Genomic DNA, 24126 nt, shown 5'->3' with positions numbered 1-24126 from the left:
AGCGCGCAGTGTCCCGGCGATGCGCTCCGATGCGTCCCCCAAGGGCTAGGGAGTCCGACCGGGCCACGCGGGTCCAGGTCTTGCCCCCGGCCCACGTTTCCGACCCGCCAATGCAAAGCGGACCCGAAGGTCCGCTTGCTCACCAGGATCCGGAGGGATCGATCAGATCGAGTAGCCCAGCAGCATCGCCACGCCGGCTTCGCGGTTCGGACGCTTGAAGCCGTCGCGCGTCAGGCGGTTCATCGGGATCGACAGCGCGGCGGTCTGGAACCACTTGTTGTAGAGCTGCTCGATCTCGCCGCTGCTGTAGACGCGGCTCAGCGCGCGGTCGACGGCCGCCGCCAGCTTGGCGTCGCCCTTGCGCATCATGATCCCGTAGGGTTCCACCGAGAACGCCATCTGGCCCAGGCTCAGGCTGTCCAGCGCCTTGTCCTTGGACGCCAGGCCCAGCAGCAGCGCATCGTCCTGCGCGAACGCGCGGGCCTTGCCCTCGCGCAGCGCCTTGAAGGCATCGGTGTTGTTGGGGTACTGGACCAGCTGCATCTTGGCCTCGCCCGACGTGTTCAGCTGCGTGAACAGCTTCTCCGACGTCGTGCCCTTGGCCAGCGCGATCGTCATGCCGTCCAGGTCCTTGATCGTGTCGACCTTGGAACCGCTCGGGATCAGCACGCGCATGCCCGCGACGAAGATCGTGTAGCTGAAGTCGACCTGCTCCTGGCGCGCCTTGGTGTTGGTCGTCGAGCCGCACTCCAGGTCGATGTCGCCCTTCTGCAGCTTCGGGATCCGGTCCGCGCCGGACACGACCACGTAGTTGACCTTCAGCTCGGGGAGCTTCAGTTCCTTCTTGATCTCTTCGACGGCCTGCAGGCACAGGTCCACCGAGTAGCCCTGGCCCTGCTTCTGCTCGTTGACGAACGAGAACGGCCGCGACGCCTCGCGCACGCCCAGCGTGATCGTCTTGGAATCCTTGATGCGGGCCATCGTGTCGACGGCGGGGCCGGCGGCGCGGGCCGACAGCGCGGTCAACACCACGGCGGACAGGACGAGAGCGCCGCTCAGGCGCCGGATCGCGAAGGACATGGTCGAATTCCGGGTCGGTGAAAACCCTGAATTCTAGGGAGCGGATGTTCCACACTTGTAACCAATGCCCCCCGCTCGAGGGCCGACTCTAGACGGTTCCGCAAGAAGGCGGGCCAGTCCGTGACTTTCCTCACGGATCGACGAACCGCCTCAGCCCGCCTTGACCGCGGCGGGAACGCCGCCTGCCGGCCGGCCCCGCACGAGCTGGCGCATCAGCAGCGCCGCGACCAGCGTCGACGCGATGACGACATACCCCACGTAGGGGAAGTCGTTCACGTGGCCGTCCGGCCCGATGTGCACGATGTGCCCGGCCACCAGCGAGGCCAGTCCGCCGGCGAGCTGCTGCAGCGCCGAGTTGATCGCGTTGAACGAACCGCGCTGCTCCGGCGCGGGCACCCCGGCGAGCGTGACCTGGGCCGGGATCATCCGCGAGAAGATGCCCACGAACATCACGACGTTGACCACGATCAGCACCCACAGCGGCGACGCGCCGAGGTGCGTGTAGAACGCGACCGTCGCGATGGTGATCGCGCAGCCCGCGTAGAACACGGGCATCGCGCCGATGCGGTCGGACAGGCGGCCGATCAGCGGCGAGAACACCAGCGTGCAGATGCCGGTGATCAGGTAGATGATCGGCAGGTGGTCCAGCGGGATGCCGACGTTGTGCACGACGAAGGCGCTGGCGAAGGGCATCAGCATGAAGCCGCCGGTGGTCAGCAGCGCGGTCAGCGCGAAGGCCAGCTGCTGGCGAGGGATGCGCACCGTCTGCAGCAGGTGCCGCGCCGCGCTGTGCTGGCCGGTGCCGGCCGCGCCCAGGTGCGCGTTCACCGGCTGCAGCTTGAAGGCGATCACCAGCGCCGCGAGCAGCCCGAACAGCACGATCGCGATGAACGGCGCATGCCAGTCGAAACGCGAGGCCAGGAAGATCGAGAACGGCAGCCCCAGCACCTGGCTGGCCGCGAATCCGCCCTGCAGCAGGCCCATCACGCGGCCGCGCTGCGCCGGCGGGAAGAGGTCCGCGGTGATCGCCATGACGATGGAGCCGATGACGCCGCCGAACAGGCCGGTGACGATGCGCGCGGCCAGCAGCGAGGGGAAGCTCGTCGCCAGCCCGCACCACAGCGTGCCCAGCAGGAAGCCGCAGAAGAAGAACAGCAGCAGCCGCTTGCGGTCGAAGCGGTCGGCGAAGCCCGCCGTCAGCAGCCCGGCGATGCCGGCGCTGAACGCATAGGCGGAGACGGCCAGGCCGAACTCGCCGGAGCTCATCTTCAGCGCCGGCATGATCATCACGCCCAGCGGCGACATGATCATGAAGTCCAGGACGACGGAGAACTGCAGCAGCGCCATCAGGCCCGCGGCGAGCTTCTGGTAGGGGGTGAACGGCACCATCGCCGCGGGCACGGCCGGCGCGCCCGTCGCTTGGTTCGCGGGCTGGGCGCCTGCGGAGGCTGCGTCGGCAGCCGGGGTCGGATTGTTTTCTGGCATGGGTCGCGATTCTGCGCATGCCTGGTATCCACAGCGTAAAGACATGGCCCCCATCGGGAGATTCCCCGAGGCCATCGGTGCCGCGCCGCAACGTCACCGGAAACAGGGGATGAATCGCCCGGGCGCCAGGTCTAGACTGGCGGCACGACGGCAGGTCATCCCGCGCATCGACGCACCCAGTGCGCGCGCGGAGCCGGCGCGGGCCAGGGAGCGGTTCTTTCGGGGCGGTCGATGCCGAGCCGGGAAGCACTACTCCGCATCATCGAGATCCACAGCCAGGTCGCCCAGCTCGGGCTGGACCTGGCCGGCGTGATGTCGCTGTCGGTCCACGGCACGCTGGAGCTCGTCGACGCCGACGGCGCCGCCATCGAGCTGGCCGAGGGCGACGACCTCGTCTACCGCGCCGTCGCCGGCGCCGCCAGCCATCAGCTCGGCGTGCGCGTGCGACGCGACGGCAGCCTCTCCGGCACCTGCCTGCGCCAGGGCATCCCGCTGATCTGCGACGACGTCGACACCGACAGCCGCGTCGACCTCCTGGCCTGCCGGCGCGTGGGCCTGCGCTCGATGGTCGTGCTGCCGCTGTCGCACCAGGGCACGCCGGTCGGCGTGCTCAAGGCCTTCTCGTCCCGCGTGCGCAACTTCGGCAATCGCGAGGTGGAGGTGCTGACCCTGATGTCCAAGGTGCTGGGCGCCGCGATGTACTGGGCCACGCGCTACGGCCGCGACGACCTGTTCCACCGCGCCACCCACGACGACATGACCGGGCTGGCCAACCGCTCGCTGTTCATGGATCGGCTGCGCCACGCCACCGCGGAGGTGGAACGCGGCGATCCGCCCATCGCCATCGTGCTGCTGGACATGGACGGGCTCAAGCACATCAACGACACGCTCGGCCACGCGGCCGGCGACGCGGCGCTGATCGAGTTCAGCCGCCGGCTCGCGGGCACCACGCGGGAGTCGGACACCGTCGCCCGCCTGGGCGGCGACGAGTTCGCCATCCTGCTGACCCACGCGGGATCGCCGGCGACGCTGGAGGCCACGCTGCAACGCATCCACGCGGCGATCGAGGGACCGTTCGCCTACCTGGACCGCGTGCTGCAACTGCGGGCCAGCATGGGGGCCTCGCGCTGTCCGGAGGACTGGCGCGATGCGACGGCGCTGATGGAATGCGCCGACATGCGGATGTACGAGGCCAAGCGTACGCGGCAAGGCAGGGACCGCACGGGGCCCATGCCGCTGGAGCCTTCCTGCTGAGATCCCGCCGGTTCCCCGCCCTTGTCGTGCGAGGGTCACACCTGCGGCCGCCACGGCCCCCCTGTCGGGCTTCCCATGTCACCTCGGCTGTTGATAATGGCCCGCGACAAAAATCAGCCAGGGAGGAACCGATGACCGACATGGTGTTCGCCGACGAGCTGCCGGATCCCGGAGAGGATGCCCGGACCCGCACGCTCGCTCCGTGGCTGGTGATGATCGTCGACGACGATCCGGCGGTGCATCAGGTGACCCAGCTGGTCATGGCGGACTTCGAGTTCGCAGGGCGCAAGCTGCAGTTCCTCAACGCCTACAACGGCGCCGAAGCGCGCGACCTGCTGCGCGACCGCCAGGACATCGCGCTGATCCTGCTCGACGTGGTGATGGAGTCGGAGCACGCGGGGCTGGACGTCGCGCGCTTCATCCGCGAGGAACTGCGCAACACCCAGGTGCGCATCGTGCTGCGCACCGGGCAGCCGGGCCAGGCGCCCGAAGAACACGTCATCAAGACCTACGACATCAACGATTACAAGGAGAAGACCGAGCTGACCAAGCGCAAGCTGATCACGGTCTTCTACTCGGCGCTGCGCTCGTACCGCGACATCGTCATCCTGTCGCAGTCGCGCGCGGCGCTGCGGCGCTCGATCGACGCGATCACGCAGATCCACGACTCGAGCAACCTGCGCCACTTCGCCTCGGCGCTGCTGGAGCAGGTCGGGCACATGCTCGGCTACCAGGCGCAAGGGCTGTGCGCGAGCCGCATGTACGCCGCATCGCACGCGGAGGGCCGGCTGCAGGTGCTGGCCGCGACCTCGGAATACCAGGGGCTGCTCGCCGACGCCCAGGTCACGGACCTGCCCGCCGACGTGCGGGACGCCCTGGAACGCGCGCTGTCGTCGCGGCAGAGCAGCTTCGAGGACGGGCGGTTCATCGGCTACTACCGGACGCATTCGGGCAACGAGAGCCTTCTGTACATGGTGTTGTCGGATCCGCTCGACGACGAAGGGCGCGAGATGCTCGACATCTTCTGCGCCAATGTCGCGATCGCGTATGAGGGGCTGCTGGAGCGGGATCGGAAGCGTCCGACGGCGTGAGGCCTGGCGCGGGCTCTCCATGGGGCATGGGGCGCCCCTCCAGGGACCCCAAGCCCCATTCCGGCCCCACCAGCGCTCGCTGACTCCGGACCCAGCGATCCGTGTCAGGCGGCTCGTATCATCGCGGCCGGTTTTCCCTTCCGCGTCCATGCATCAAGTCCGCCTCTTCTTCGTCGCCCTGCAGTTCTTCACGCGCGTGCCCGTGCCGCGCTGGGTCGGGTTCGAGCCCGCGTGGCTGCAGCAGTGCGCGCGCTACTTCCCGCTCGTCGGCGCGGTGGTGGGCGGCGTCTCGGCGCTGGTGCTGTGGGGCGCGCTGCAGCTGTTCCCGGCCACGGTCGCCGTGGGCCTCGCGATGGCGGCCAGCGTGTGGCTGACCGGCGGGTTCCATGAGGACGGACTGGCCGACAGCTGCGACGCGCTGGGAGGCGCAGTCTCGCGCGAGAAGGCGCTGACCATCATGAAGGACTCGCGCATCGGCAGCTACGGCGCGCTGGGACTGATCCTCGTGCTCGGACTGAAGGCGACGGTGCTGCTGGGACTTGCGGACATCGACCCAGCGCTGGCGATGCTCGCGCTCGTGTGGGCACATGTGGCCTCGCGCGCGGCGCCCGTGTGGCTGCTGCACGCGCTGCCCTACGCCGGCGACGCCGAGCACGCGAAAGCCAAGCCGCTGGCGACGCAGATCAGCGGGCCAGGTCTTGCCATCGCGCTGGCGTTGGTGGTGCTCGCGACGATCGCCGGCGCGTGGATCACACCGGAGAACGTGCCGGAGATGCTGGCGGCGGTCGTGGTCTCCGCCGGGCTGACCTTCTACATGCAATCGATGCTGGAGCGTCGGCTGCACGGCTACACCGGCGACACGCTGGGCGCGACGCAGCAGGTGGTCGAGCTGGGCGCGCTGCTGGCGTTCCTGGCGATGGCGCCGCTGTTCCCGGTGGATTGAGCATGCACGTCAGTGCCGGTGCCAGCGCTGGCATCAATGCCAGCATCCAGGTCACTGTCTGGAGACATCCGCGACCCGAGGGCGCGAAGGGCTTGTGCGTCGGCGCGCGCTGCGACCTGCCGGTGGAGCGCCGCCGCGCCAAGCGGCTCGCGCGGCGCATCCAGGCTCACGCGCAACGACATCGACTGCCGCATGAGGTGTGGACCTCGCCGCTGCGGCGTTGCGCGGATGTCGGACGATGGCTGAAGCGATGGGGCTGGCGGCATCGCATCGATGCGTCGCTCGCGGAGATCGACTTCGGTGCCTGGGATGGCCGGCCATGGACGGAGATTCCGAAGCCCGAGATCGACGCCTGGGTGGCGGACTTCGCGCGCTACGCGCCGGAGGGCGGCGAGTCGCTGACGGCCCTGCTCGAACGCGCCTCGGCGTGGTCGGGCGGCACGCTGGTCGTCAGCCACGGCGGTTGGATGCTGGCGAGGCGGTGGACGCGGCAGCATCCCGACCGACCGCCTCGAGCCGATCAATGGCCACGACCGCCCGACTACTCGGAGCGCTGGGAACTCTGAGTTTCGACGTCCGCGGCGGGTCCATCCACAGCCTCATCCTCAGCTATCGAGACGTCTCTCCAACACGGCCACGAGGCCGGCTGCAAAGATGTCTCGGTAGCTGCCGACACGGCCTTCGGCGATGAGTTGGTCGGCATCCTCGATCTCCGTGCCGTCGACGACCGGCATCACGATCGCGCTGCCGCGCTGATCGCGGCGCCATTGCAGCGCCGCGGCGAGGTCTGACTCGCATCCACAGGCACGATCCCGGCTCTTCGCCATCACCTGCGCGACCTCATGCCGCAGCGCGGTCACCTCGCAGCCGAGCGGCTTGGACAGGCGGACCTTGTAGTCGTTGTACTTGCTGGGCTGCGCGTTGTGCAGGGGATCGAAGAGCACGATCTGGAATATCTCGTCGGCGTCGAAGAAGCCGATCAAGCGTCCCACCGCCTTGGATATCGCGATCTGCAATAGGACGAACTCGCTGCCTGGTCGATGTTGATCCTGATCGATCCAATCGAGATCCTCGGGACGGATCGGGATACTCTTGGCTGCCCAATCGATGTCATGGATCCGCAGGGTGCCTTCGCGCAGCGATCGATCGTTCATCACATCGAGGACACGGAGACCGGAGAGCTCGCTCAGTCGATGAAGTACCGAGACGAGCCAACGCCGGTCGATCTCGGCAGACTCGAAACCGAAGTACTTAATCTCCCGGAAGAGCCGAAAGCCGAAGGACCAAGGAGGATTCTTCGACGTGCGCGTGCGCCGCATGGACGGATGCGTCGTCTCGGCATCTTCCCCGCGACCATCCGGCGGCCGGTAGCCGCGTTCAAGCGGCCGACAGACGGGCTTGAACTTCATCGGTCTCCTCCATCTGTGCCCGGAAGCACTTGCGCATCTCGTCGTCGTCCAGCTCCGCCTCGTAGCGGGCCTCAATGGGCAGTCGCCCTCGGGCCTTCAGCCAGGGAGAGTCTTCCCTCGACATGCGCATGAGCTGGAAGGTCGGATAGATGCCATATCCATCGATCACCTTGTCGATGTGATTGCGCTCCTCAGCCGTGAGTGCGTCGGCCGCGAAGCAGTCGCGTACATCCTCCAGGCCAACGCCCGCATAGAGCGAACGGCTCGCCGCAAAGCGGTCGAAGAGCTGCCGGCAGATCGGACCATGGACCCAAGCCTGGAAAGGCTCCGGGAAGAGCGGCCTGTCATGCACCGCCAAATGCCCGCCCTGGATGAAATAGAGCAGCTTGTGAAGCCGGTGAACGCTGGGCATCTCGCCCGCTTCGCTCAACTGCACGATCAGATAGTCTGCGACGTCATTGATATCCGCCATCACCACCGTCCTTCCTTAGAAGCGATCCCGGCACGTCTCACGACGCTCTGTCGAGTTCCGGAATCAGAAGGCGGTGATCTTGCGCCGTGGCGTCCGGCGCTTCAATTGCCCATTCAAGTAGGCGGATGACTCAAGCCGTCTGCTGGGTCAGCCGCACGTACTTCTGCATCAGCGTCTCGCGCGATTCGACGTGCTCCGGATTGACCGGAATGCAGGCCACCGGGCACAACATCGCGCACTGCGGCTCGTCGAAGTGGCCGACGCACTCGGTGCACTTGCCGGGCTCGATCTGGTAGTACTCCTCGCCCATTGAGATGGCGTGGTTGGGGCACTCCGGCTCGCACACATCGCAGTTGATGCATTCGTCGGTGATCATCAAGGCCATGGCTTACTGCTCCATGCGATTCTTGGCGACGCGGTCCGCCAGCCGCTCGCGCACCAGCGGCGAGACGAACTTGGCCACCTCGCCGCCGAGGCTGGCAATCTCCCGCACGAAGGTCGAGGAGACGAACTGGTAGTTGTCCGACGGCGGCAGGAACACGGTCTCGACTTCGGGCATCAGTTGCCGGTTCATGCCGGCCATCTGGAACTCGTATTCGAAGTCCGAGACGGCGCGCAGGCCGCGCACCACGACCTTGCCGCCGTTCGCCAACACGAAATGGCTCAGCAAGCCCTCGAGGGCGACCACCTCGACGTTCGGATAGGGCGCGACCAGCTGGCGCGCCATGTCCAGGCGCTCGTCGATGCTGAACATCGTCTTCTTGTGATGTCCCGCCGCGACCGCCAGCACCAGGCGCTCGAACAGACGGCTGGCGCGACGCACCAGATCCTCGTGGCCGAGGGTCATCGGGTCGAAGGTGCCGGGGTAGACGGCCGTCAGCAGGATCTGGGAGGTCATGGGGCGGATTATCCGCCGCGGCGCAGCAGGCGGTAATGCACCGCCCCGGCACGCCCTTCCTTCCATACGGACAAGCCCAGCGCCGCCGGCGCTTCGATGGCCTCCGGCGACTCCAGGTAGATCAGGCCATTGTCGGCCAGCAGCGGGGCGGCCGCGGCGAGCGCGTCGAGGAACAGGCCCTCCGCGAACGGCGGATCCAGGAACACCAGGTCGAACGAGCCCGGCGCCCCGCGCCGCATCCAGGCGAGCGCGTCGGCATTCGCGATCGTCATCGGCACGGTGCCGTCCTTGTCGAGCCGCTTGAGGTTGGCGCGCAGCGCGTTCGCGAGCGTCGCATCGCGTTCCAGCAAGGTCACGCCGGCCGCGCCGCGCGACGCGGCTTCGAAGCCAAGCGCGCCGCTCCCGGCGAATGCATCGAGCACGCGCCAGCCGCCCAGATCCTGGCCGAGCCAGTTGAACAGCGTCTCCCGCACCCGGTCGGGCGTCGGACGGAGCCCGGCCACGTACGGCACCGGCAGCTTCGATCGCTTCCAGACACCCCCGACGATGCGGACCTCGCCGGGCCCCGCGTCGCGCGGACGCGGCTTGACCGCGCCCTCGCCCACCGTCACCCGCGGACCGGGCCTGCCAGAGCGACGCAGGCCGTCGACCTCCGGGGACTGATCGCGTTCACGACCGCCTCGGCCCTCACGGCCTTCCCGGCCCTTGCCCCGCCCACTGGAAGCACTCATTGGCGGACCGGGATGCCCTGCGACGCCATCAGCGCCTTGGCCTCGCCGACGGTGTGTTCGCCGTAATGGAAGATGCTCGCGGCGAGCACCGCATCGGCGCCGCCCTTCGTGATGCCGTCGGCCAGGTCCTGCAGCGACCCCACGCCGCCCGACGCGATCACCGGCACGCCCACGGCGTCCGACACCGCGCGCGTCAGCGCCAGGTCGAAACCGCTCTTCGTGCCGTCACGGTCCATGCTGGTCAGCAGGATCTCGCCCGCGCCGAACGCCGCCATGCGCGTCGCCCATTCGACGACGTCCAGGCCCGTGTTCTTGCGGCCGCCGTGCGTGTACACGTCCCAGCCCACGCTGCCATCGTCGTTCTGGCGCCGCTTCGCGTCGATGGCGACCACGATGCACTGCGCGCCGTACTTGTCGGAAGCCGCGCGGATCAGTTCCGGATCGGCCACCGCCGCGGAGTTGAAGCTGACCTTGTCAGCCCCCGCATTCAGGAGCCGCCGCACGTCGGCGACCGCGCGAACGCCCCCGCCGACCGTCAGTGGAATGAAGACCTGCGAAGCCACCTGTTCGATGATCGGCAGGATCAGGTCGCGGCCGTCGCTGGTCGCCGTGATGTCGAGGAAGGTCAGTTCGTCGGCGCCCTGCTCGTTGTAGCGGGCCGCGATCTCGACCGGGTCGCCGGCATCGCGCAGCTCGAGGAAATTGACGCCCTTGACGACGCGACCGCCGGTCACGTCCAGGCACGGGATGATCCGCTTGGCCAGCACCGGTCAGCCCCCGTTCAACTCGTCGGCGCGCCGCTGCGCGCCGGCGAAATCGAGGTCGCCGGTGTAGATCGCGCGGCCGCAGATCACGCCGCCCACGCCTTCGGACTCGACCGCGCAGAGCGCTTCGATGTCGGCGATGTTGGACAGGCCGCCCGAGGCGATCACCGGAATCGACAAGGCCTGCGCCAGCTTCACCGTCGCGTCGATGTTGATGCCGGTGAGCATGCCGTCTCGGCCGATGTCGGTGTAGATCACGCCCTCGATGCCGTAGTCCTCGAACTTCTTCGCGAGGTCGATGACCTCATGGCCGGTGAGCTTGCTCCAGCCGTCGGTGGCGACCTTGCCGTCCTTCGCGTCCAGGCCCACGATGATGTGGCCGCCGAAGGCCGATGCCGCGTCCTTCAGGAAGCCGGGGTTCTTCACCGCGGCCGTCCCGATGATCACGTACGACAGGCCGTCGTCCAGGTAGCGCTCGATCGTATCCAGGTCGCGGATGCCGCCGCCCAGCTGCACGGGGATGTCGTCGCCGACCTCGCGCAGGATCGCCTTGATGGCCGCCTCGTTGACCGGCTTGCCCGCGAAGGCGCCGTTCAGGTCCACGAGGTGCAGGCGCCGGGCGCCGGCGTCGACCCATCGGCGAGCCATCTCGGCGGGATCCTCGCCGAAGGTCGTGGAGTCGTTCATGTCGCCTTGCTTGAGGCGGACGCATTTGCCGTCTTTCAGGTCGATCGCGGGAATCAGCAGCATGGCCGAGGCAGTGGGGGTGAAGGAAAGGGAAGGATCCGGGAAGACTCGAGAACGGCGCGGCGATCGCTGGACGGGACGCCGGGCGTCGTGCGCTCAGGGCATCCAGTGCAGGAAGTTGCGATACAGGGCGAGCCCGGACGCGGCACTTTTCTCGGGGTGGAATTGGGTGGCAAAAATGTTATCCCGCGCCACCGCACAGGTAAAGCGCGGGCCGTACTCGCTCTCGCCCGCGCTGTCGCGCGCGTCCGACGTCTCGGCATAGAAGCTGTGGACGAAGTAGAACCAGCTCTGGTCCGGCACCTCGCCCCAGACCGGATGCGCCCGCGTCTGGTGCACGCGGTTCCAGCCCATCTGCGGCACCTTGTAGCGGCTGCCGTCGGGCTGCACCTGGCCCTCCAGGCGGAAGCGCTTCACGCGGCCCGGGATCAGCCCCAGCCCTGGCGTGTCCTGCTCCTCGCTGTGGTCGAGCAGCATCTGCATGCCCACGCACACGCCCATCAGCGGCTTGCGCGCGGCGGCGTCGAGCACCGCCTTCTTCAGGCCGCTGTCCTGCAGCTCGCGCATGCAGTCGCGCATCGCGCCCTGGCCGGGCAGCACGATCCGCTCGGCGGCGTAGACCTCGTCGGGCTTCGAGGTGATGACCACGTGCACGCCCTGGTCCTGCGCCGCGGCGAGCACCGCCTGCGACACCGAGCGCAGGTTGCCCATGCCGTAGTCGACGACCGCGACCGTGCGCGGCCGAGAGGCTCCGGAGGCGCTCACAGCGTGCCCTTCGTCGAGGGGATGACGCCGGCCGATCGCGGATCCAGCGTCATCGCCATGCGCAGCGCGCGGCCGAAGGCCTTGAACATGGTCTCGCACTGGTGGTGCGCGTTGTGGCCCTTGAGGTTGTCCACGTGCAGCGACACCAGCGCATGATTGACGAAGCCCTGGAAGAACTCGTAGGTCAGCTGCGTGTCGAAGGCGCCGACCGATCCGGCGGTGAACTTGACGTCCATGGCCAGTCCCGGGCGGCCGGAGAAGTCCACCACCACCCGCGACAGCGCCTCGTCCAGCGGCACGTAGCTGTGGCCGTAGCGGGTGATGCCCTTCTTGTCGCCGATCGCCTGCGCGACGGCCATGCCGAGCGTGATGCCGACGTCCTCGACGGTGTGGTGGCCGTCGATGTGCAGGTCGCCCTTGGCCTCGATGTCGAGGTCGATCAGCCCGTGGCGGGCGATCTGGTCGAGCATGTGGTCGAAGAAACCGATGCCGGTGTTCAGCGACGCCTGCCCGGTACCGTCCAGATTCACGCGCACGCGGATCTGCGTTTCCTTGGTGTCGCGGCGGACTTCGGCGATGCGTTCGGAGCTCATGGGGATTCCAGGGAGATCAGGAGGATCGAGGAGGGACAGTGGTCGTTCGGGCTTGCTTCAATGGGTTGCCAGGCTGGCTTCGATCGCCGCCAGCATCGCCGCGTTCTCGTCCGGCGTGCCGACCGTCAGTCGCAGGCAGCGCGCCAGCAGCGGATGCATGCCGGAGACGTTCTTGACCAGCACGCCGCGGGCCTTCAGGTCCGCGTGCAGGCGGTTGGCATCGGGCACGCGCACCAGGATCATGTTGCCCTCGCTCGGGAAGGCGTGCAGGTCGACGGTCCTTGCCAACGTGGCCAGCGCGGTCTGCAGCTTGGCACGCTCGGCCCGCAGTTCGGCGGCCTGGCGCTCGTAGACGTCGGCATGCTCCAGCGCGAAGAGGCCGGCTTCCGCGTTCAGCACGCTGACGTTGTAGGGCGGGCGCAGCTTGTCGATGTGCCGGATCAGTTCGGCGTTGCCCATCATGTAGCCGATGCGCACCCCGGCCAGGCCGAACTTGCTCATCGTGCGCATGACCAGCACCTGGGGATGGCGCGCCATCAGTGCCATCGAGTCGCGCGCGGCGAAGGGCTGGTAGGCCTCGTCCATGACGACCAGCCCCGGCGCGGCCTGGGCGATGCGTTCGATGACGGCGTCGTCCCAGAGGTTGGCCGTCGGGTTGTTCGGGTAGGCCAGGTAGACGATGGCCGGACGGTGCTCGGCGATCGCGGCGAGCATCGCGGCTTCGTCGAGCTCGAAGTCCGCCGTCAGCGGCACGCCGACGAATTCGAGGTGCTGGTACCTCGACGACAGCTCGTACATGACGAAGCCGGGCACCGGCGCCAGCACGACGACGCGCTCACCCGGCTGGCAGACAGCCATCGCCAGCAGCGAGATCAGTTCATCCGAGCCGTTGCCCAGCATCAGCGCCTGGCCCTCGGGCAGCTTCGCGTGCGCGGCCAGCGCCTGCGCCAGCTCCTGCGTGCGCTCGCCCGGATAACGGTTGATGGCGACGGCGCCGAGACGCTCGCCCAGCGCGCGCTGGAGTTCGGGCGGCAGCCGGAACGGGTTCTCCATCGCATCCAGCTTGATCAGGCCGGCGGACGGATGCACCTGGTAGGCGTGCATCGCGCGGACGTCCTCACGAAGGACACCGAGGGCGCGATCGAGGGCAGCGTTCATGGGGCAAGCGCTGCGGCGGGCAGCAAGTCGGAAAGGGAGACGCCCGCCGGCAAGGCGCGCAGCGGGTCGACGATCAGGACGCTGTCGTAGAGCTGCCCGTGCGGCAGCGCCAGGCTCAGCACGGTCTCGCAGCCTTGCGCCTTGGCGGCCGCGACGATCAGCGCATCGGCGTAGGGCAGCGAGAAGCGGCTTTCGAGCGACCAGGCCGATTCGACCGTCGCATGATCGGTCGCCCAGGGCGCCCAGCGCTGGTAGCGGCGCACCTCGGCCCGGGCGTCGCCGTTCGGCATCGCGGGTCTGATGTGCGTCGTCACCGAGCGGTAGAAGTCGTTGAGCACCTGGCTGGAGGTCCGGCCCAGGCGCTGCTGCCACAGGCAGCGCAGCCAACCCATGGCCTGCGCGCGGCGGACAGGGTCGGCACCGTCCTCGCTGAGGATCAGCACCGAGGTGTCGACGAAGACCGGCGCGGTCAGTTCCACGGGGGTGATGACGGGGGCGTTCACAGCACCTCTCGTCCCGGATAAGGCTGGCCGTCGGAGGACCAGGTGCGCTCACGGTGCAGCCAGTCCTGCAGGGCGCGCTCATAGGCGTCGTCGTGGCGCATCTTCTCGGCGAGCAGCTCGCCGACCAGCCGCGAGACGCTGGTGTTGCGCCGCGCAGCCTCCAGCCTCGCCCACTCGGCGACGCTGTCTTCCATGGTCACGGTGACATTCTTCATCAGGCCTTCAGATTAACACGAAGTTCGTGTTGCACGAACTTCGTGTTCCGTGAAGACCGACTTTGGGAGGCCAGGCGCGGGCTCTCCACGACTCAGGGGGCGTCCCTTCGGGAACCCCCAGAGTCATTCCGGCCCCAGGGAGACTCGCTGCCTCCAGTTCTTTGACTGCGTTATGCGTGCAGGCGGAACTGCGCGACGACGTGCTGCAGGCTGCCCGCCTGCTCGCGGAGCGACTCGGAAGCGGCGGAGGATTCCTCGACCAGCGCGGCGTTCTGCTGGGTGACCTCGTCCAGGCGTTGAACGGCCTGGCCGACTTCCATCAGGCTGGTGCTCTGCTCCTGCGTGGCCGAGGAGATCTCCTGGATGATGTCCGTCACCCGCTGCACGGCGGAGACGATCTCCCGCATCGTGTCGCCGGCGTCGCTGACAAGACGTGACCCCGCATCGACCCGCTCGACACTGGCGCCGATCAGCGTCTTGATCTCCTTGGCCGCCTCGGCGCTGCGCTGCGCCAGCGAACGGACCTCGCTGGCCACCACCGCGAAACCGCGGCCCTGCTCGCCCGCGCGGGCGGCCTCGACGGCCGCGTTCAGCGCCAGGATGTTGGTCTGGAAGGCAATGCCGTCGATCGTGCCGATGATGTCGGAGATCTTGCGCGAGGACGCGTTGATCTGGTCCATGGTGCTGACCACCTCGGACACCACGATGCCGCCGCGGTCGGCAACCTGGCTGGCATTGAGCGCCAGCTGGCTGGCCTGCCGCGTGGAGTCGGCGTTCAGGCGGACCGTGTCGGTCAGCGCATGCATCGTGGCCGAGGTCTCTTCCAGGCTCGAGGCCATCTGCTCGGTCCGCGCCGACAAGTCGCTGCTGCCCGCGGCGACCTCGGCACTGGACATCGCGATGCTCTCGGCGCTGGTCCGCACCGCCGACAGCGAGCGGTTCAGCGCGCCTTGCATCGCCGCCAAAGCCTGGGCCAACTGGCCCAGTTCGTCGCGACGCGAGGTGTCGATCTCGACGGTCAGGTCGCCCTCGGCCACACGGCTGGCAACGCTCACCATGTCGTTCAGCGGACGGACCGTGCTGCGGGTCAAGTAGAACGCCAGCACGCCGCCGGCGGCCAGCGCGGCAATGATCAGCACCGACATCGTCGTGATCACCGCCTTGTAGGCCTTGCGAGATTCCTCGACGCTGTCGGCCGCGCCCTGCGTGTTGATGTCGACCAGCTTCTGCACCGCGCCGATCAGCGCGACGAAGGCCTGCTGCGATTCGCCGTTGACGGTGGACTGATACTCGCCGCGGTTGCCGGCCTTGCGCGCGGCGATCAGCTTGTCCTGGACGGCGATGAAGGTCGCGTACTTGGCCTTCGCGTCCTTCCACTGCTCGGCTTCCGCCGGAGAAGAAACCATCGTTTCGTACGCCTTGGCCAGTTCGGGCAGGGACTTCTCGCGCAGGTTCTTGATGCGCTCCTGCTCCTGCTCGACCTCGAGGATGACGTCCTTCAGGCACATCCCCATCTCGGCCCGTCGCAGCTCGTTGAGATCGCCGCGCAAGGCGTTGATCGCGTTGATCGACGGGATCCAGTCGGATCCCATCTCCTCCACGTTGCCCTGGATCACCTGCATGCGGGTCAGCGCCACCACGCCGACCAGCACGGTGGCCAGCAGCACGGCCGCGAATCCCAAGGAGATGCGTACCCCGACGCGCAGATCTGAGACCTTCATGATTCGACGTCCTGTGATGGAGATGTTCGAAGCATGCTAGGCGTTTCGCACGAAAGGGCGAACCGCGAAACGACGGGAAATGTGGCGGTTTATCCGCGACCCAGGGTTTGCCCGGCGTCAGCGCGTGAAATCCGTCGGCGGCAGAGGCACGCGCCCGGGTGATCGCCCAGAGTCAGCGCTTGAGACGGAACTCCGCCGCCTGCGCGTGCGCCTGCAGGCCTTCGCCGTAGGCGAGGGTCGCGGCGATCGGGCCGAGCACCTGGGCGCCGGCCTCACTGACCTCGATCAGGCTGGAGCGCTTCTGGAAGTCGTAGACGCCCAGCGGCGAGGAGAAGCGCGCCGTGCCCGAGGTCGGCAGCACGTGGTTCGGCCCGGCGCAGTAATCGCCCAGCGACTCGCTGGTGTACGCGCCGAGGAAGATCGCGCCCGCGTGGCGCAGCAAGGGCTCCCAGCGGTGCGGATCGGCGCTGGAGACTTCCAGATGTTCCGGGGCGATGCGGTTGCTGATCTCGCAGGCCTCGTCCATCGACCGGGTCTGGATCAGTGCGCCCCGCCCTTCCAGCGACGCGCGGATGACGTCCTTGCGCGGCATGCCGGGCAGCAGGCGCTCGATGGCCTCGCGGACCTGGGCGATGTAGCCGGCATCCGGGCACAGCAGGATGCTCTGCGCCATCTCGTCGTGCTCGGCCTGGCTGAACAGGTCCATCGCGACCCAGTCCGGCGGTGTGGTGCCGTCGGCCAGCACGAGGATCTCGCTCGGACCCGCGATCATGTCGATGCCGACCTGGCCGAAGACGTTCTTCTTGGCGCTGGCGACGTAGGCGTTGCCCGGGCCGGTGATCTTGTCGACGCGCGGCACGGTCGCGGTGCCGTAGGCCAGCGCGGCCACCGCCTGCGCACCGCCGATGGTGAACGCGCGGTGCACGCCGGCGACGTAGGCCGCGGCCAGCACGAGCGGGTTCTTCTCGCCGCGCGGCGTCGGCACGACCATCACGATCTCGGGCACGCCGGCGACCTGCGCCGGGATGGCGTTCATCAGCACGCTCGACGGATAGGCGGCCTTGCCGCCCGGCACGTAGATGCCGACGCGGTCCAGCGGCGTGACCTTCTGGCCGAGCAGCGTGCCGTCCTCGTCGCGGTAGCTCCAGCTCTCGCCGCAGGCCTGCTTCTGTCGCTCGTGGTAGCTGCGCACCCGCGCCGCGGCCTGCGTCAACGCCTTCGCCTGTTCGGTGGGCAGGCCGTCGAAGGCGGCCTTGAGCTCCTCGCGCGTCAGCTCCAGCGTCGTCAGCGATTCCGCCTGCAGACCGTCGAAGCGCGCGGTGTAGTCGAGCACCGCCGCGTCGCCGCGGGCGCGCACGTCGGCCAGGATCTCGGCGACGCGCGTCTCGATCGCGGCGTCGGTCTCCGCCGACCAGTGCAGCACACGCTGGAACTGCGCCTCGAAGTCGGCGTCGGCAGTGTTGAGGGTGCGAAGGTTCGTCATGACGGACTCCGGAATCAGTCGGCGATCAGGCAGCAGCCGGGCCGCGGGTCAAGCAGCAGGTCAAGCAGCGGGGATGGCGGAAGCGATCGCGTCGATCAGCGGCTTGAGCGCCTCGCGCTTGAGCTTCAGCGCCGCCTGGTTCACGACCAGCCGCGAGGAGATGTCCATGATCCGCTCGACCTCCACCAGACGGTTCGCCTTCAGCGTGCTGCCGGTGGAGACCAGGTCGACGATGGCGTCGGCCAGGCCCGTCAGCGGCGCCAGTTCCATCGAGCCGTAGAGCTTGATCAGGTCCACGTGCACGCCCTTGTCGGCGAAATGCTGGCGGGCGATGGTCGTGTACTTGGTCGCCACGCGCAGCCGCGAGCCCTGGCGGACGGCGTTGTCGTAGTCGTAGTCGTCGCGCACCGCGACGCTCATGCGGCACTGCGCGATGCGCAGGTCCAGCGGCTGGTACAGGCCCGCGCCACCGTGCTCGATCAGCACGTCGCGGCCGGCCACGCCGAGGTCGGCGCCGCCGTACTCGACGTAGGTCGGCACGTCGGTCGCGCGCACGAGCACGACGCGCACCTCGGCCTGATTGGTCGGGAGGATCAGCTTGCGGGAGCTGTCCGGGTCTTCGAGCACCTGGATGCCGGCGGCGGCCAGCAGCGGCAGGGTCTCTTCGAAGATGCGGCCCTTGGAAAGTGCCAGGGTGATCATGCGGGGTCCTCGGTGAACGCGCGCTTCACGGGAAAGCGCCTCGGGCTGTGGCCTCGGTCGTTCAGGGGGACGGCAGCGGGTTCACCGGACGGGGACACACCGCCACCCGCCTGCAGGCCGGGTGGCTGTCAGTGATGGTGGTGCGCGGTGCCTTGCTGCGCGAACTCGTCGGGGGTCAGCGTCTTCATCGACAGCGCGTGGATCTGCTCGCGCATGCGATCGCCCAGCGCCTGGTACACGCGCTGGTGGCGCTTGATCCGGCTCAGGCCCTCGAACTCGGCCGACACGATCGTCGCGAAGAAATGGCGTCCGTCGCCCTCGACCTGGAGCTCGCTGCAAGCGAGTCCCTGGGCGATGTAGCTCTGGACTTCTGCGGGGGTCGGATCGGCCATGATGGGGAGGGATTCTACCTAAGGTCAGTGGCGGATCTTGTAGCCGCGGCGCAGCAGTTCCAGCGCGATGGCCGCGACCGCCGCGAAGGCGACGGCAACGACGCCCAGGCTGATCCACGGCGAGACGTCGCTGACGCCGAAGAAGCCGTGGCGGAAACCGTCGATCATGTAGAAGAACGGGTTCAGGTGGCTGACGCCCTGCCAGAACGGCGGCAGCGAATGCACCGAGTAGAAGACGCCCGACAGGAAGGTCATCGGCATGACGATGAAATTCTGGAAGGCGGCCATCTGGTCGAACTTCTCCGCCCACAGGCCGGCGATCAGGCCCAGCGAGCCCATCAGTCCGGCGCCCAGGATGGCGAAGGCCAGTACCCACAGCGGGTTGGCCATGCCCGGCGGCGCGAACCACACGGTGGCGATGAACACGCCCGCGCCCACCATTAGCCCGCGCAGGATGGACGCACCGGCATAGGCGAGGAACCAGGCCCAGTGCGACAGCGGCGTGACCAGCAGGAACACCAGGTTGCCGGTGATCTTGCTCTGGATCAGAGACGAGCTGCTGTTCGCAAAGGCGTTCTGCAGCACGCTCATCATCACCAGGCCGGGGATGAGGAAGCTGGTGTAGCCGACCGTGCCATAGACCTTCACGTGGTCCTCCAGCACATGGCCGAAGACCAGCAGGTACAGCACGGCCGTCAGCACCGGGGCGCCGACGGTCTGGAAGCCGACCTTCCAGAAGCGCAGGACCTCCTTGTAGAAGAGCGTGCGCGCGCCTTCGAGGCGGATCGGGAAGTGACTCGCGCTCATGTGCGGTTCCCCTGCATGATTTCGATGAAGACGTCCTCGAGGTCGGCGCGGCCGATCTCCAGGTCTTCGATGGGGACGGCGGCCTCGCGCAGGGTGCCCAGGATCTGTTCGACCTCGGCCGCGTCATGCGCGGTCAGCTGGACGATGCGGCCCGTGGTGCGGGCGCGCTCGGACAGGGCCAGCGGCAGCGCCGAATCGGTCTTGAACTGCAGCATCGTGGACGCGGTGCCCGCCAGCAGTTCCGACGTGCGGTTGAGCGCGACGATCTTGCCCTGCTTCAACATCGCGATGCGGTGGCAGAGCGCCTCGGCCTCTTCCAGGTAGTGCGTGGTCAGCAGGACGGTGTGGCCTTCGCGGTTCAGTCGCGCGATGAACTGCCACAGCGTCTGACGCAGTTCGACGTCGACGCCGGCGGTGGGCTCGTCCAGCACGATGACCGGCGGGCGGTGCACCAGCGCCTGCGCGACCAGCACGCGGCGCTTCATGCCGCCCGAGAGCTGGCGCATGTTGTTGTGGGCCTTGTCGGCCAGACCGAGGTTGAGCAGCAGCTCGTCGATCCAGTCGTCGTTGTTGCGCACGCCGAAGTAGCCGGACTGGATGCGCAGCGTCTCGCGCACGCTGAAGAACGGGTCGAAGACCAGCTCCTGCGGCACGATGCCGAGCTTCTTGCGGGCCTCGGCGTAGTCGTCGACGACGTCGTGGCCAAGCACCGACACCTGCCCGCCGCTGGCGCGGGACAGGCCGGCGAGGATGCTGATCAGGCTGGTCTTGCCGGCGCCGTTCGGGCCCAGCAGGCCGAAGAACTCGCCGGGCTGGATGTCGAAGCTGACGCCGTCCAGCGCGCGGAACTGGCCGTCGCGGTAGGTCTTGCTGACATTGCTGAAACGCAGGGCGGGCGGACCGCCGGCCGGCACGGACATGGCGGCCGACTGTTGTGGGGGGCTTCCGGGCATGGGCGGCGATTGTAGGCAGCGGGCCCGTCCCGCGCTGGCCTGGGGTCATGACAGAATGCGCCCACCTCCCCCACCCCTCAACGCCCCCGGGCCCATGGCCACCAAGAAGCCGCGCCGCACCGCCGAACGCATCCTCGAAGTCACGCTGGACCTGTTCAACCGCTTCGGCGAACCGAACGTCTCCACCACGCTGATTTCGGCGGAGCTCGGCATCTCGCCCGGCAACCTGTACTACCACTACCCGGCCAAGGACGAGCTGATCAACGCGCTCTTCAACCGCTACGACAAGGCCTTGTCGGAGCTGCTGGGCGCGGTGGGCAACGTGCGCAACGTGGAGGACGCCTGGCTGTTCTTCCACATGCTGTTCGAACTGATCTGGCAGCACCGCTTCCTGTACCGCGACCTCAACGACCTGCTGTCGAAGAACCGCAAGCTGGAGACGCATTTCCAGCACGTGCTGGAGCAGAAGACGCAGGCGATGGTGGGGATGCTGGGCGGATTGCAGGCCAGCGGCGCGTTGACGATGCAGGTCCGCGAGGCGGTGCCGACGGCCAACGCGATGGTGGTGCTGTTGAGCTACTGGCTGAGCTATGAATATGTGCGCGATCCGCGCAACGCGCTCGAGCCCGAGCAGGCCGGCGAAGCGCTGATGCGCGGCGCCTTCCACGTGCTGGGGCTGCTGCTGCCTTACCTGGACCCGACCTCGCGGGACCACCTGTTCCAGCTGGCGGGGAAGTATCAGCCACACGCGGGTGGTAACGCCCAAGCATGAACGGCCCCGTCCCGCCATTGGGACTCGGCGCTCTCTTGACGCTTGTCAAACCCTGCTCCATTTGACTCATCCCTGCCAGTCAGATTGACTGGCTTGAGTCATGCGCGTCCGCAGCTCGATGAATACGGTTCAGGGGCGGCGACATTGCCGCTGACTCGTTTGGAGCGATGAGCATGTTTCAGGAACTGAGGCCCACTGACTCTCTTCGTTCGAGCTTCAGGATCGCTCCGTGGGCGCCATCGTCCTTGATGAATGACTGGGAACGGTTGCGGCGCCGGGGGCCGACGGGGTTTGTCATTCGCTACGGCCTGCTGAGGATGGCGCCGGTGCTAGCGGCACCGACCGTGGCCATGGTGATCTTCAACGGCGTTGAACTCCCTTTGGCTCGCTGGCTCGTCCTGGCCGCGGCGTTCCTCGGACTTGGGATCCTCTGGGCCGTCATGACCTGGCACACCTGCCAGTCGCGATGGGCTCGGACGCATCCGGATGAAGCGCGTCGCAATTAGCAGCAAGCCCGGGTCCGGTCCTCCGCACAAACCCTGGATTCGTGCGAAGCCGGACCCCCTGGTCGCGGTTGGCGGCGGAAAACGACACCCTATAAATTAGGGATATCGTATTCACCGACATCAAGGGACCGATTCCATGAAGCGCATCCTGACCACCGCCGCCCTGCTGGCCCTGATCGCCCCGATGGCCCACGCCGCCACCGCCGAGAACGCCGACGCCAAGGCGCTGCGCGCCGAGTGCGCCAGCCAGCACGCCGTGAAGTTCGAGCAGGCCGCCGCCGCCAACGAGTACCGCTTCGTCTACAACCGCGGCGAGTACCGCGGCGAGGCCACCAGCGGCCAGGCGGTCTCCTGCGGCCAGACCCAGTACGCCGAGTACCTGGCCAGCGCCGACCCGGTCCGCGTGATGTCCGCCTACCCGACCGCCGCGGGCCGCCCGCAGCCGGCCAAGAAGGCCGCCGCCAAGTAATCGGTTCCGGTTTCGGAAATCCGGCGGCTGAGCCCCGGCGTCGAGACACCGGTTTCCGGAATCACGAACGCCGCCCTCGGGCGGCGTTTTACATGGCGCTGTTCTCCATGGCGGCGGGCGAGGCCCGCTGCGCCGGGGTCAGTCCTTGACCTCCCACGGCAGCATCAGCGCGAGCGTGAGCAGTTGCTGGAACTCGGGCTCGAAGTGGGCCACGATGCGTTCCGGATCGGGGCACAGGCCGGCGTCGGCGATCAGTCCGAACTGCACCTGACCGGCGTAGGTCAGGATGCTGATGCCCAGGCTCATGTCGCCCGCCTGCGGCGCCCAGAACATCACCCGCTCGACGGCCGAGCCGCACAGCTGCAACGCTTGCGTCGGCCCCGGCACGTTGGTCATCAGTGCCGTCGCCTTGCGTGAGAGCGTCTTCAGCATCGCCCGCTGGGCCGCCTTCTCGACCGAGCCCGATGTCGCCATCAAGCCCATCGCCAAGGCCGGCTGCAGGCTGTTCTTGAGCGCCTGCGTCTGCGCATGCACCGCGTAGAGGCGCTTGACCGGATTCGTGATGCCCACCGGCAGCGGCAACGGCACCATGCCGAAGCGGTTGCCCAACTGCCACGCGGTCTCCAGCGGACGCAGGTTCACCGGCACCAGCGCGCGGATCTCCTGGCCCCGGGTGTCGTCTCCGTGCTCGCGCAGGTAGAGCCCGAGCGCCCCGGCGACGCAGTTCAGCAGCACGTCGTTCACCGAGACGTTCATCGACTTGCCGACCGCCTTGACGGCGTCCAGCGGCAGCGGCGCGCCCCAGGCGACGCGCTTGGCGCGCCCGGCCTTGCCCTTGAGGCGCGTCTTCGCGTCGTCGGGTGCGTCGGTGAGCGCGGCGGCATCCTTGAGAACCTGCTTGCCCAGACGCTCGGCCGGCGAGGCGTCCGGCTTCCCGGATCCGGCGTGCTCCTGGATCTCACGGACGGTCCAGGCGTTGATCGGCTTGACCATCGCATCGGCAAGCCATTCGGGCTCGGCGGCCTCGTCGGCAGCGGTCTTCGCTGCCTTGGCCGTCTTGCCTGACTTCTCCTTCGCCTTCGTGGCCAGCAGCTTCGGCGGCACGGGACCGCCATCGGTGATCGACAGCAGCACCGCGATCAGCGCGATGCCATCGGCGATGCAGTGATGCACGCGCGCGATGAGCGCGCTGCTGCCGTCGTAATGCTCGATCAGGTGCAACTGCCAGAGCGGACGCGACGGATCCAGCGGCTCCGCGGCGAGGTCGGCGAGGCGGTCCTGCAGCGCACCTTCGAGCGGACGCCCGCGGCGGCGGTTCAGCGTTTCGGGGACGACGTGCCGCGTGATGTCGACCTCGGCGTCCTCGACCCACCAGGCGCTGTCACCGGCCTCGACGACTCGCTGTCTGAAGCGCGGGAAGCGGAGCAGCCGTTCGGCGACGCGCGTGCGCAGGTCGTCGAGCGACACGTGAGGCTTCAGCAGCAGCACACCGTGGATGATCATCCGGTTGGCTTCGGTGTCCAGGCGCAGCCAGGCGGTGTCGACCTTGGACATCGGCTCGGCGCCCTTCGGCAGGCCGTCCGGGCGGTCGGCGCTCTTCGCCCGATTGCCGTCCCCGTTTCCGCTGCCAGTCCCGGACGCCTTGCCCAGCGTCTTTGCGGCGGGCGCAAGCGTCGTGGGGGCGGCCTTCGACGACTTGGGCTTGGCGCTCCGGAGGGGGGACGGTCTGGACGCGGCGGGGGTGGGCAATGCAGTCTCCTGGGCGGACGGGGCAGAGGACGAAGCGAAGGATGAGGCGATGAAGCCCGGATCATCCGCCATCTAGAGAGGCGACCCCAGTCCGAACCTGGGGGTGGGGTGGGTAACATCGCGGCCATCCGTTCCGATTGTCGCCAACGGGACGCCCTGCTCACCGCCACGGGAGACACACCATGAGCCTGAAGGACCAATTCGACGCCGCCGTCGCCGATTCCAAGAATCTGCCCGAGCGCCCGGACAACCAGACGCTGCTGAAGCTGTACGCGCTGTTCAAGCAGGCGACGACCGGCGACGTCGAGGGCGACCGCCCCGGCATGACGGACTTCGTCAACCGCGCCAAGTGGGACGCCTGGAAGACCCTCGAGGGCAAGACCAACGATCAGGCGATGCAGGACTACATCGATCTGGTCGAAGGCTTGAAGTAAGCCCTCAAGGTCCGGCCGCAGCGCCGGCCA

The 24126-nt window shown here is 68.0% G+C and carries 29 protein-coding genes; 8 read left to right on the top strand and 21 right to left on the bottom strand.

The window, feature by feature from the left end; all coding sequences use genetic code 11:
- Positions 1-162: 162 nt before the first annotated feature.
- Positions 163-1080 carry an amino acid ABC transporter substrate-binding protein gene (locus tag AC07OZ_RS28000; RefSeq protein WP_495470294.1) on the bottom strand — a complete coding sequence of 306 codons (918 nt, stop codon included), beginning with the start codon at positions 1078-1080 and terminating at the stop codon, positions 163-165.
- Between the two features lie 150 nt (positions 1081-1230).
- Positions 1231-2565, bottom strand: a complete 1335-nt coding sequence (locus AC07OZ_RS27995; protein ID WP_495470293.1) for an MFS transporter — start codon at positions 2563-2565, stop codon at positions 1231-1233.
- Between the two features lie 231 nt (positions 2566-2796).
- Here AC07OZ_RS27995 and AC07OZ_RS27990 point away from each other — a divergent pair, with 231 nt between their 5' ends.
- From AC07OZ_RS27990 to AC07OZ_RS27975, 4 genes are all read left to right on the top strand, one after another.
- Positions 2797-3819, top strand: a complete 1023-nt coding sequence (locus AC07OZ_RS27990; protein WP_495470292.1) for a diguanylate cyclase domain-containing protein — start codon at positions 2797-2799, stop codon at positions 3817-3819.
- Between the two features lie 131 nt (positions 3820-3950).
- Positions 3951-4910, top strand: a complete 960-nt coding sequence (locus AC07OZ_RS27985; RefSeq protein WP_495470291.1) for a DUF3369 domain-containing protein — start codon at positions 3951-3953, stop codon at positions 4908-4910.
- Positions 4911-5058: 148 nt separating this feature from the next.
- Positions 5059-5853: an adenosylcobinamide-GDP ribazoletransferase gene (locus tag AC07OZ_RS27980; protein WP_495470290.1), complete on the top strand. Its 795-nt coding sequence runs from the start codon at positions 5059-5061 to the stop codon at positions 5851-5853.
- 2 nt (positions 5854-5855) lie between these two features.
- The gene (locus AC07OZ_RS27975; protein WP_495470289.1) at positions 5856-6419 is read left to right on the top strand and encodes a histidine phosphatase family protein; all 564 of its coding nucleotides are present in this window, start codon (positions 5856-5858) and stop codon (positions 6417-6419) included.
- A gap of 39 nt (positions 6420-6458) precedes the next feature.
- Here the strand turns inward: AC07OZ_RS27975 and AC07OZ_RS27970 are convergent, their stop codons facing one another.
- From AC07OZ_RS27970 to AC07OZ_RS27885, 18 genes are all read right to left on the bottom strand, one after another.
- Positions 6459-7262, bottom strand: coding sequence for a hypothetical protein (locus tag AC07OZ_RS27970; RefSeq protein WP_495470288.1), 804 nt, complete (start codon positions 7260-7262; stop codon positions 6459-6461).
- On the bottom strand, positions 7231-7734 hold the full coding sequence (locus tag AC07OZ_RS27965; RefSeq protein ID WP_495470287.1) for a Panacea domain-containing protein: 504 nt from the start codon (positions 7732-7734) through the stop codon (positions 7231-7233). Before AC07OZ_RS27965 ends, AC07OZ_RS27970 begins: the two co-directional genes overlap by 32 nt.
- A 130-nt stretch (positions 7735-7864) precedes the next feature.
- Entirely contained in the window at positions 7865-8119 is a 255-nt protein-coding gene (locus tag AC07OZ_RS27960; RefSeq protein WP_495470286.1) for a YfhL family 4Fe-4S dicluster ferredoxin, read from the bottom strand.
- Between the two features lie 3 nt (positions 8120-8122).
- A complete protein-coding gene (coaD, locus tag AC07OZ_RS27955; RefSeq protein ID WP_495470285.1) occupies positions 8123-8632 on the bottom strand; it encodes a pantetheine-phosphate adenylyltransferase in 510 nt (169 codons plus the stop codon).
- 8 nt (positions 8633-8640) lie between these two features.
- Positions 8641-9243, bottom strand: coding sequence for a 16S rRNA (guanine(966)-N(2))-methyltransferase RsmD (rsmD, locus tag AC07OZ_RS27950; protein ID WP_495470284.1), 603 nt, complete (start codon positions 9241-9243; stop codon positions 8641-8643).
- 116 nt (positions 9244-9359) lie between these two features.
- Positions 9360-10130, bottom strand: coding sequence for an imidazole glycerol phosphate synthase subunit HisF (gene hisF, locus AC07OZ_RS27945; protein ID WP_495470283.1), 771 nt, complete (start codon positions 10128-10130; stop codon positions 9360-9362).
- Between the two features lie 3 nt (positions 10131-10133).
- Positions 10134-10877, bottom strand: a complete 744-nt coding sequence (gene hisA, locus AC07OZ_RS27940; RefSeq protein ID WP_279760942.1) for a 1-(5-phosphoribosyl)-5-[(5-phosphoribosylamino)methylideneamino]imidazole-4-carboxamide isomerase — start codon at positions 10875-10877, stop codon at positions 10134-10136.
- A 93-nt stretch (positions 10878-10970) separates the two neighbouring features.
- Positions 10971-11639 (bottom strand): imidazole glycerol phosphate synthase subunit HisH, encoded by a 669-nt coding sequence (hisH, locus tag AC07OZ_RS27935; protein ID WP_495470282.1) that lies wholly within the window; start codon positions 11637-11639, stop codon positions 10971-10973.
- The gene (hisB, locus tag AC07OZ_RS27930) at positions 11636-12232 is read right to left on the bottom strand and encodes an imidazoleglycerol-phosphate dehydratase HisB (RefSeq protein ID WP_495470281.1); all 597 of its coding nucleotides are present in this window, start codon (positions 12230-12232) and stop codon (positions 11636-11638) included. Before hisB ends, hisH begins: the two co-directional genes overlap by 4 nt.
- Positions 12233-12289: 57 nt before the next feature.
- Positions 12290-13390 (bottom strand): histidinol-phosphate transaminase, encoded by a 1101-nt coding sequence (gene hisC, locus AC07OZ_RS27925; protein WP_495470280.1) that lies wholly within the window; start codon positions 13388-13390, stop codon positions 12290-12292.
- Complete coding sequence (locus tag AC07OZ_RS27920; RefSeq protein ID WP_495470279.1) at positions 13387-13893, bottom strand: PIN domain-containing protein; 507 nt, start codon at positions 13891-13893, stop codon at positions 13387-13389. The genes hisC and AC07OZ_RS27920 overlap by 4 nt, the downstream gene beginning before the upstream one ends.
- A complete protein-coding gene (locus AC07OZ_RS27915; RefSeq protein ID WP_495470278.1) occupies positions 13890-14108 on the bottom strand; it encodes a CopG family transcriptional regulator in 219 nt (72 codons plus the stop codon). Before AC07OZ_RS27915 ends, AC07OZ_RS27920 begins: the two co-directional genes overlap by 4 nt.
- Before the next feature lie 170 nt (positions 14109-14278).
- Positions 14279-15829: a methyl-accepting chemotaxis protein gene (locus AC07OZ_RS27910; RefSeq protein WP_495470277.1), complete on the bottom strand. Its 1551-nt coding sequence runs from the start codon at positions 15827-15829 to the stop codon at positions 14279-14281.
- 172 nt (positions 15830-16001) lie between these two features.
- The gene (hisD, locus tag AC07OZ_RS27905; protein ID WP_495470276.1) at positions 16002-17312 is read right to left on the bottom strand and encodes a histidinol dehydrogenase; all 1311 of its coding nucleotides are present in this window, start codon (positions 17310-17312) and stop codon (positions 16002-16004) included.
- A gap of 60 nt (positions 17313-17372) precedes the next feature.
- Entirely contained in the window at positions 17373-18014 is a 642-nt protein-coding gene (gene hisG / locus AC07OZ_RS27900) for an ATP phosphoribosyltransferase (protein ID WP_495470275.1), read from the bottom strand.
- Between the two features lie 128 nt (positions 18015-18142).
- Positions 18143-18406, bottom strand: coding sequence for a BolA family protein (locus tag AC07OZ_RS27895; RefSeq protein WP_088408428.1), 264 nt, complete (start codon positions 18404-18406; stop codon positions 18143-18145).
- A 24-nt stretch (positions 18407-18430) separates the two neighbouring features.
- Positions 18431-19213 (bottom strand): ABC transporter permease, encoded by a 783-nt coding sequence (locus tag AC07OZ_RS27890; RefSeq protein ID WP_495470274.1) that lies wholly within the window; start codon positions 19211-19213, stop codon positions 18431-18433.
- Entirely contained in the window at positions 19210-20166 is a 957-nt protein-coding gene (locus tag AC07OZ_RS27885) for an ABC transporter ATP-binding protein (RefSeq protein ID WP_495470273.1), read from the bottom strand. Before AC07OZ_RS27885 ends, AC07OZ_RS27890 begins: the two co-directional genes overlap by 4 nt.
- Before the next feature lie 94 nt (positions 20167-20260).
- Between AC07OZ_RS27885 and AC07OZ_RS27880 the strand changes: the two genes are divergently transcribed.
- The 3 genes from AC07OZ_RS27880 to AC07OZ_RS27870 all read left to right on the top strand — a co-directional run bounded on the left by AC07OZ_RS27880 (position 20261) and on the right by AC07OZ_RS27870 (position 21913).
- Positions 20261-20938, top strand: a complete 678-nt coding sequence (locus tag AC07OZ_RS27880; protein WP_495470272.1) for a TetR/AcrR family transcriptional regulator — start codon at positions 20261-20263, stop codon at positions 20936-20938.
- Positions 20939-21111: 173 nt separating this feature from the next.
- The gene (locus AC07OZ_RS27875) at positions 21112-21444 is read left to right on the top strand and encodes a hypothetical protein (RefSeq protein ID WP_495470271.1); all 333 of its coding nucleotides are present in this window, start codon (positions 21112-21114) and stop codon (positions 21442-21444) included.
- Positions 21445-21580: 136 nt separating this feature from the next.
- Positions 21581-21913, top strand: a complete 333-nt coding sequence (locus AC07OZ_RS27870) for a hypothetical protein (protein ID WP_495470270.1) — start codon at positions 21581-21583, stop codon at positions 21911-21913.
- A 138-nt stretch (positions 21914-22051) separates the two neighbouring features.
- On the opposite strand, the gene AC07OZ_RS27865 is transcribed toward AC07OZ_RS27870, so the two are convergent.
- Entirely contained in the window at positions 22052-23662 is a 1611-nt protein-coding gene (locus AC07OZ_RS27865) for a wax ester/triacylglycerol synthase family O-acyltransferase (RefSeq protein WP_495470269.1), read from the bottom strand.
- 182 nt (positions 23663-23844) lie between these two features.
- Between AC07OZ_RS27865 and AC07OZ_RS27860 the strand changes: the two genes are divergently transcribed.
- Positions 23845-24096 (top strand): acyl-CoA-binding protein, encoded by a 252-nt coding sequence (locus AC07OZ_RS27860; protein WP_297525887.1) that lies wholly within the window; start codon positions 23845-23847, stop codon positions 24094-24096.
- Positions 24097-24126 lie beyond the last annotated feature (30 nt).

The organism is Roseateles sp. GW821-FHT09G03 (genome assembly GCF_059416045.1).
The sequence above is the reverse complement of the archived record's forward strand: the minus strand, read 5'-3'. Positions and strand labels throughout refer to the sequence as shown.

What these genes read in the sequence shown, in the direction of transcription:
- AC07OZ_RS28000 (WP_495470294.1), bottom strand. Translation starts at nt 1,080, where the DNA reads ATGTCCTTCGCGATCCGGCGCCTGAGCGGCGCTCTCGTCCTGTCCGCC.
- AC07OZ_RS27995 (WP_495470293.1), bottom strand. Translation starts at nt 2,565, where the DNA reads ATGCCAGAAAACAATCCGACCCCGGCTGCCGACGCAGCCTCCGCAGGC.
- AC07OZ_RS27990 (WP_495470292.1), top strand. Translation starts at nt 2,797, where the DNA reads ATGCCGAGCCGGGAAGCACTACTCCGCATCATCGAGATCCACAGCCAG.
- AC07OZ_RS27985 (WP_495470291.1), top strand. Translation starts at nt 3,951, where the DNA reads ATGACCGACATGGTGTTCGCCGACGAGCTGCCGGATCCCGGAGAGGAT.
- AC07OZ_RS27980 (WP_495470290.1), top strand. Translation starts at nt 5,059, where the DNA reads ATGCATCAAGTCCGCCTCTTCTTCGTCGCCCTGCAGTTCTTCACGCGC.
- AC07OZ_RS27975 (WP_495470289.1), top strand. Translation starts at nt 5,856, where the DNA reads ATGCACGTCAGTGCCGGTGCCAGCGCTGGCATCAATGCCAGCATCCAG.
- AC07OZ_RS27970 (WP_495470288.1), bottom strand. Translation starts at nt 7,262, where the DNA reads ATGAAGTTCAAGCCCGTCTGTCGGCCGCTTGAACGCGGCTACCGGCCG.
- AC07OZ_RS27965 (WP_495470287.1), bottom strand. Translation starts at nt 7,734, where the DNA reads ATGGCGGATATCAATGACGTCGCAGACTATCTGATCGTGCAGTTGAGC.
- AC07OZ_RS27960 (WP_495470286.1), bottom strand. Translation starts at nt 8,119, where the DNA reads ATGGCCTTGATGATCACCGACGAATGCATCAACTGCGATGTGTGCGAG.
- coaD (WP_495470285.1), bottom strand. Translation starts at nt 8,632, where the DNA reads ATGACCTCCCAGATCCTGCTGACGGCCGTCTACCCCGGCACCTTCGAC.
- hisA (WP_279760942.1), bottom strand. Translation starts at nt 10,877, where the DNA reads ATGCTGCTGATTCCCGCGATCGACCTGAAAGACGGCAAATGCGTCCGC.
- hisB (WP_495470281.1), bottom strand. Translation starts at nt 12,232, where the DNA reads ATGAGCTCCGAACGCATCGCCGAAGTCCGCCGCGACACCAAGGAAACG.
- hisC (WP_495470280.1), bottom strand. Translation starts at nt 13,390, where the DNA reads ATGAACGCTGCCCTCGATCGCGCCCTCGGTGTCCTTCGTGAGGACGTC.
- AC07OZ_RS27915 (WP_495470278.1), bottom strand. Translation starts at nt 14,108, where the DNA reads ATGAAGAATGTCACCGTGACCATGGAAGACAGCGTCGCCGAGTGGGCG.
- AC07OZ_RS27910 (WP_495470277.1), bottom strand. Translation starts at nt 15,829, where the DNA reads ATGAAGGTCTCAGATCTGCGCGTCGGGGTACGCATCTCCTTGGGATTC.
- hisD (WP_495470276.1), bottom strand. Translation starts at nt 17,312, where the DNA reads ATGACGAACCTTCGCACCCTCAACACTGCCGACGCCGACTTCGAGGCG.
- hisG (WP_495470275.1), bottom strand. Translation starts at nt 18,014, where the DNA reads ATGATCACCCTGGCACTTTCCAAGGGCCGCATCTTCGAAGAGACCCTG.
- AC07OZ_RS27895 (WP_088408428.1), bottom strand. Translation starts at nt 18,406, where the DNA reads ATGGCCGATCCGACCCCCGCAGAAGTCCAGAGCTACATCGCCCAGGGA.
- AC07OZ_RS27890 (WP_495470274.1), bottom strand. Translation starts at nt 19,213, where the DNA reads ATGAGCGCGAGTCACTTCCCGATCCGCCTCGAAGGCGCGCGCACGCTC.
- AC07OZ_RS27885 (WP_495470273.1), bottom strand. Translation starts at nt 20,166, where the DNA reads ATGCCCGGAAGCCCCCCACAACAGTCGGCCGCCATGTCCGTGCCGGCC.
- AC07OZ_RS27880 (WP_495470272.1), top strand. Translation starts at nt 20,261, where the DNA reads ATGGCCACCAAGAAGCCGCGCCGCACCGCCGAACGCATCCTCGAAGTC.
- AC07OZ_RS27875 (WP_495470271.1), top strand. Translation starts at nt 21,112, where the DNA reads ATGTTTCAGGAACTGAGGCCCACTGACTCTCTTCGTTCGAGCTTCAGG.
- AC07OZ_RS27870 (WP_495470270.1), top strand. Translation starts at nt 21,581, where the DNA reads ATGAAGCGCATCCTGACCACCGCCGCCCTGCTGGCCCTGATCGCCCCG.
- AC07OZ_RS27860 (WP_297525887.1), top strand. Translation starts at nt 23,845, where the DNA reads ATGAGCCTGAAGGACCAATTCGACGCCGCCGTCGCCGATTCCAAGAAT.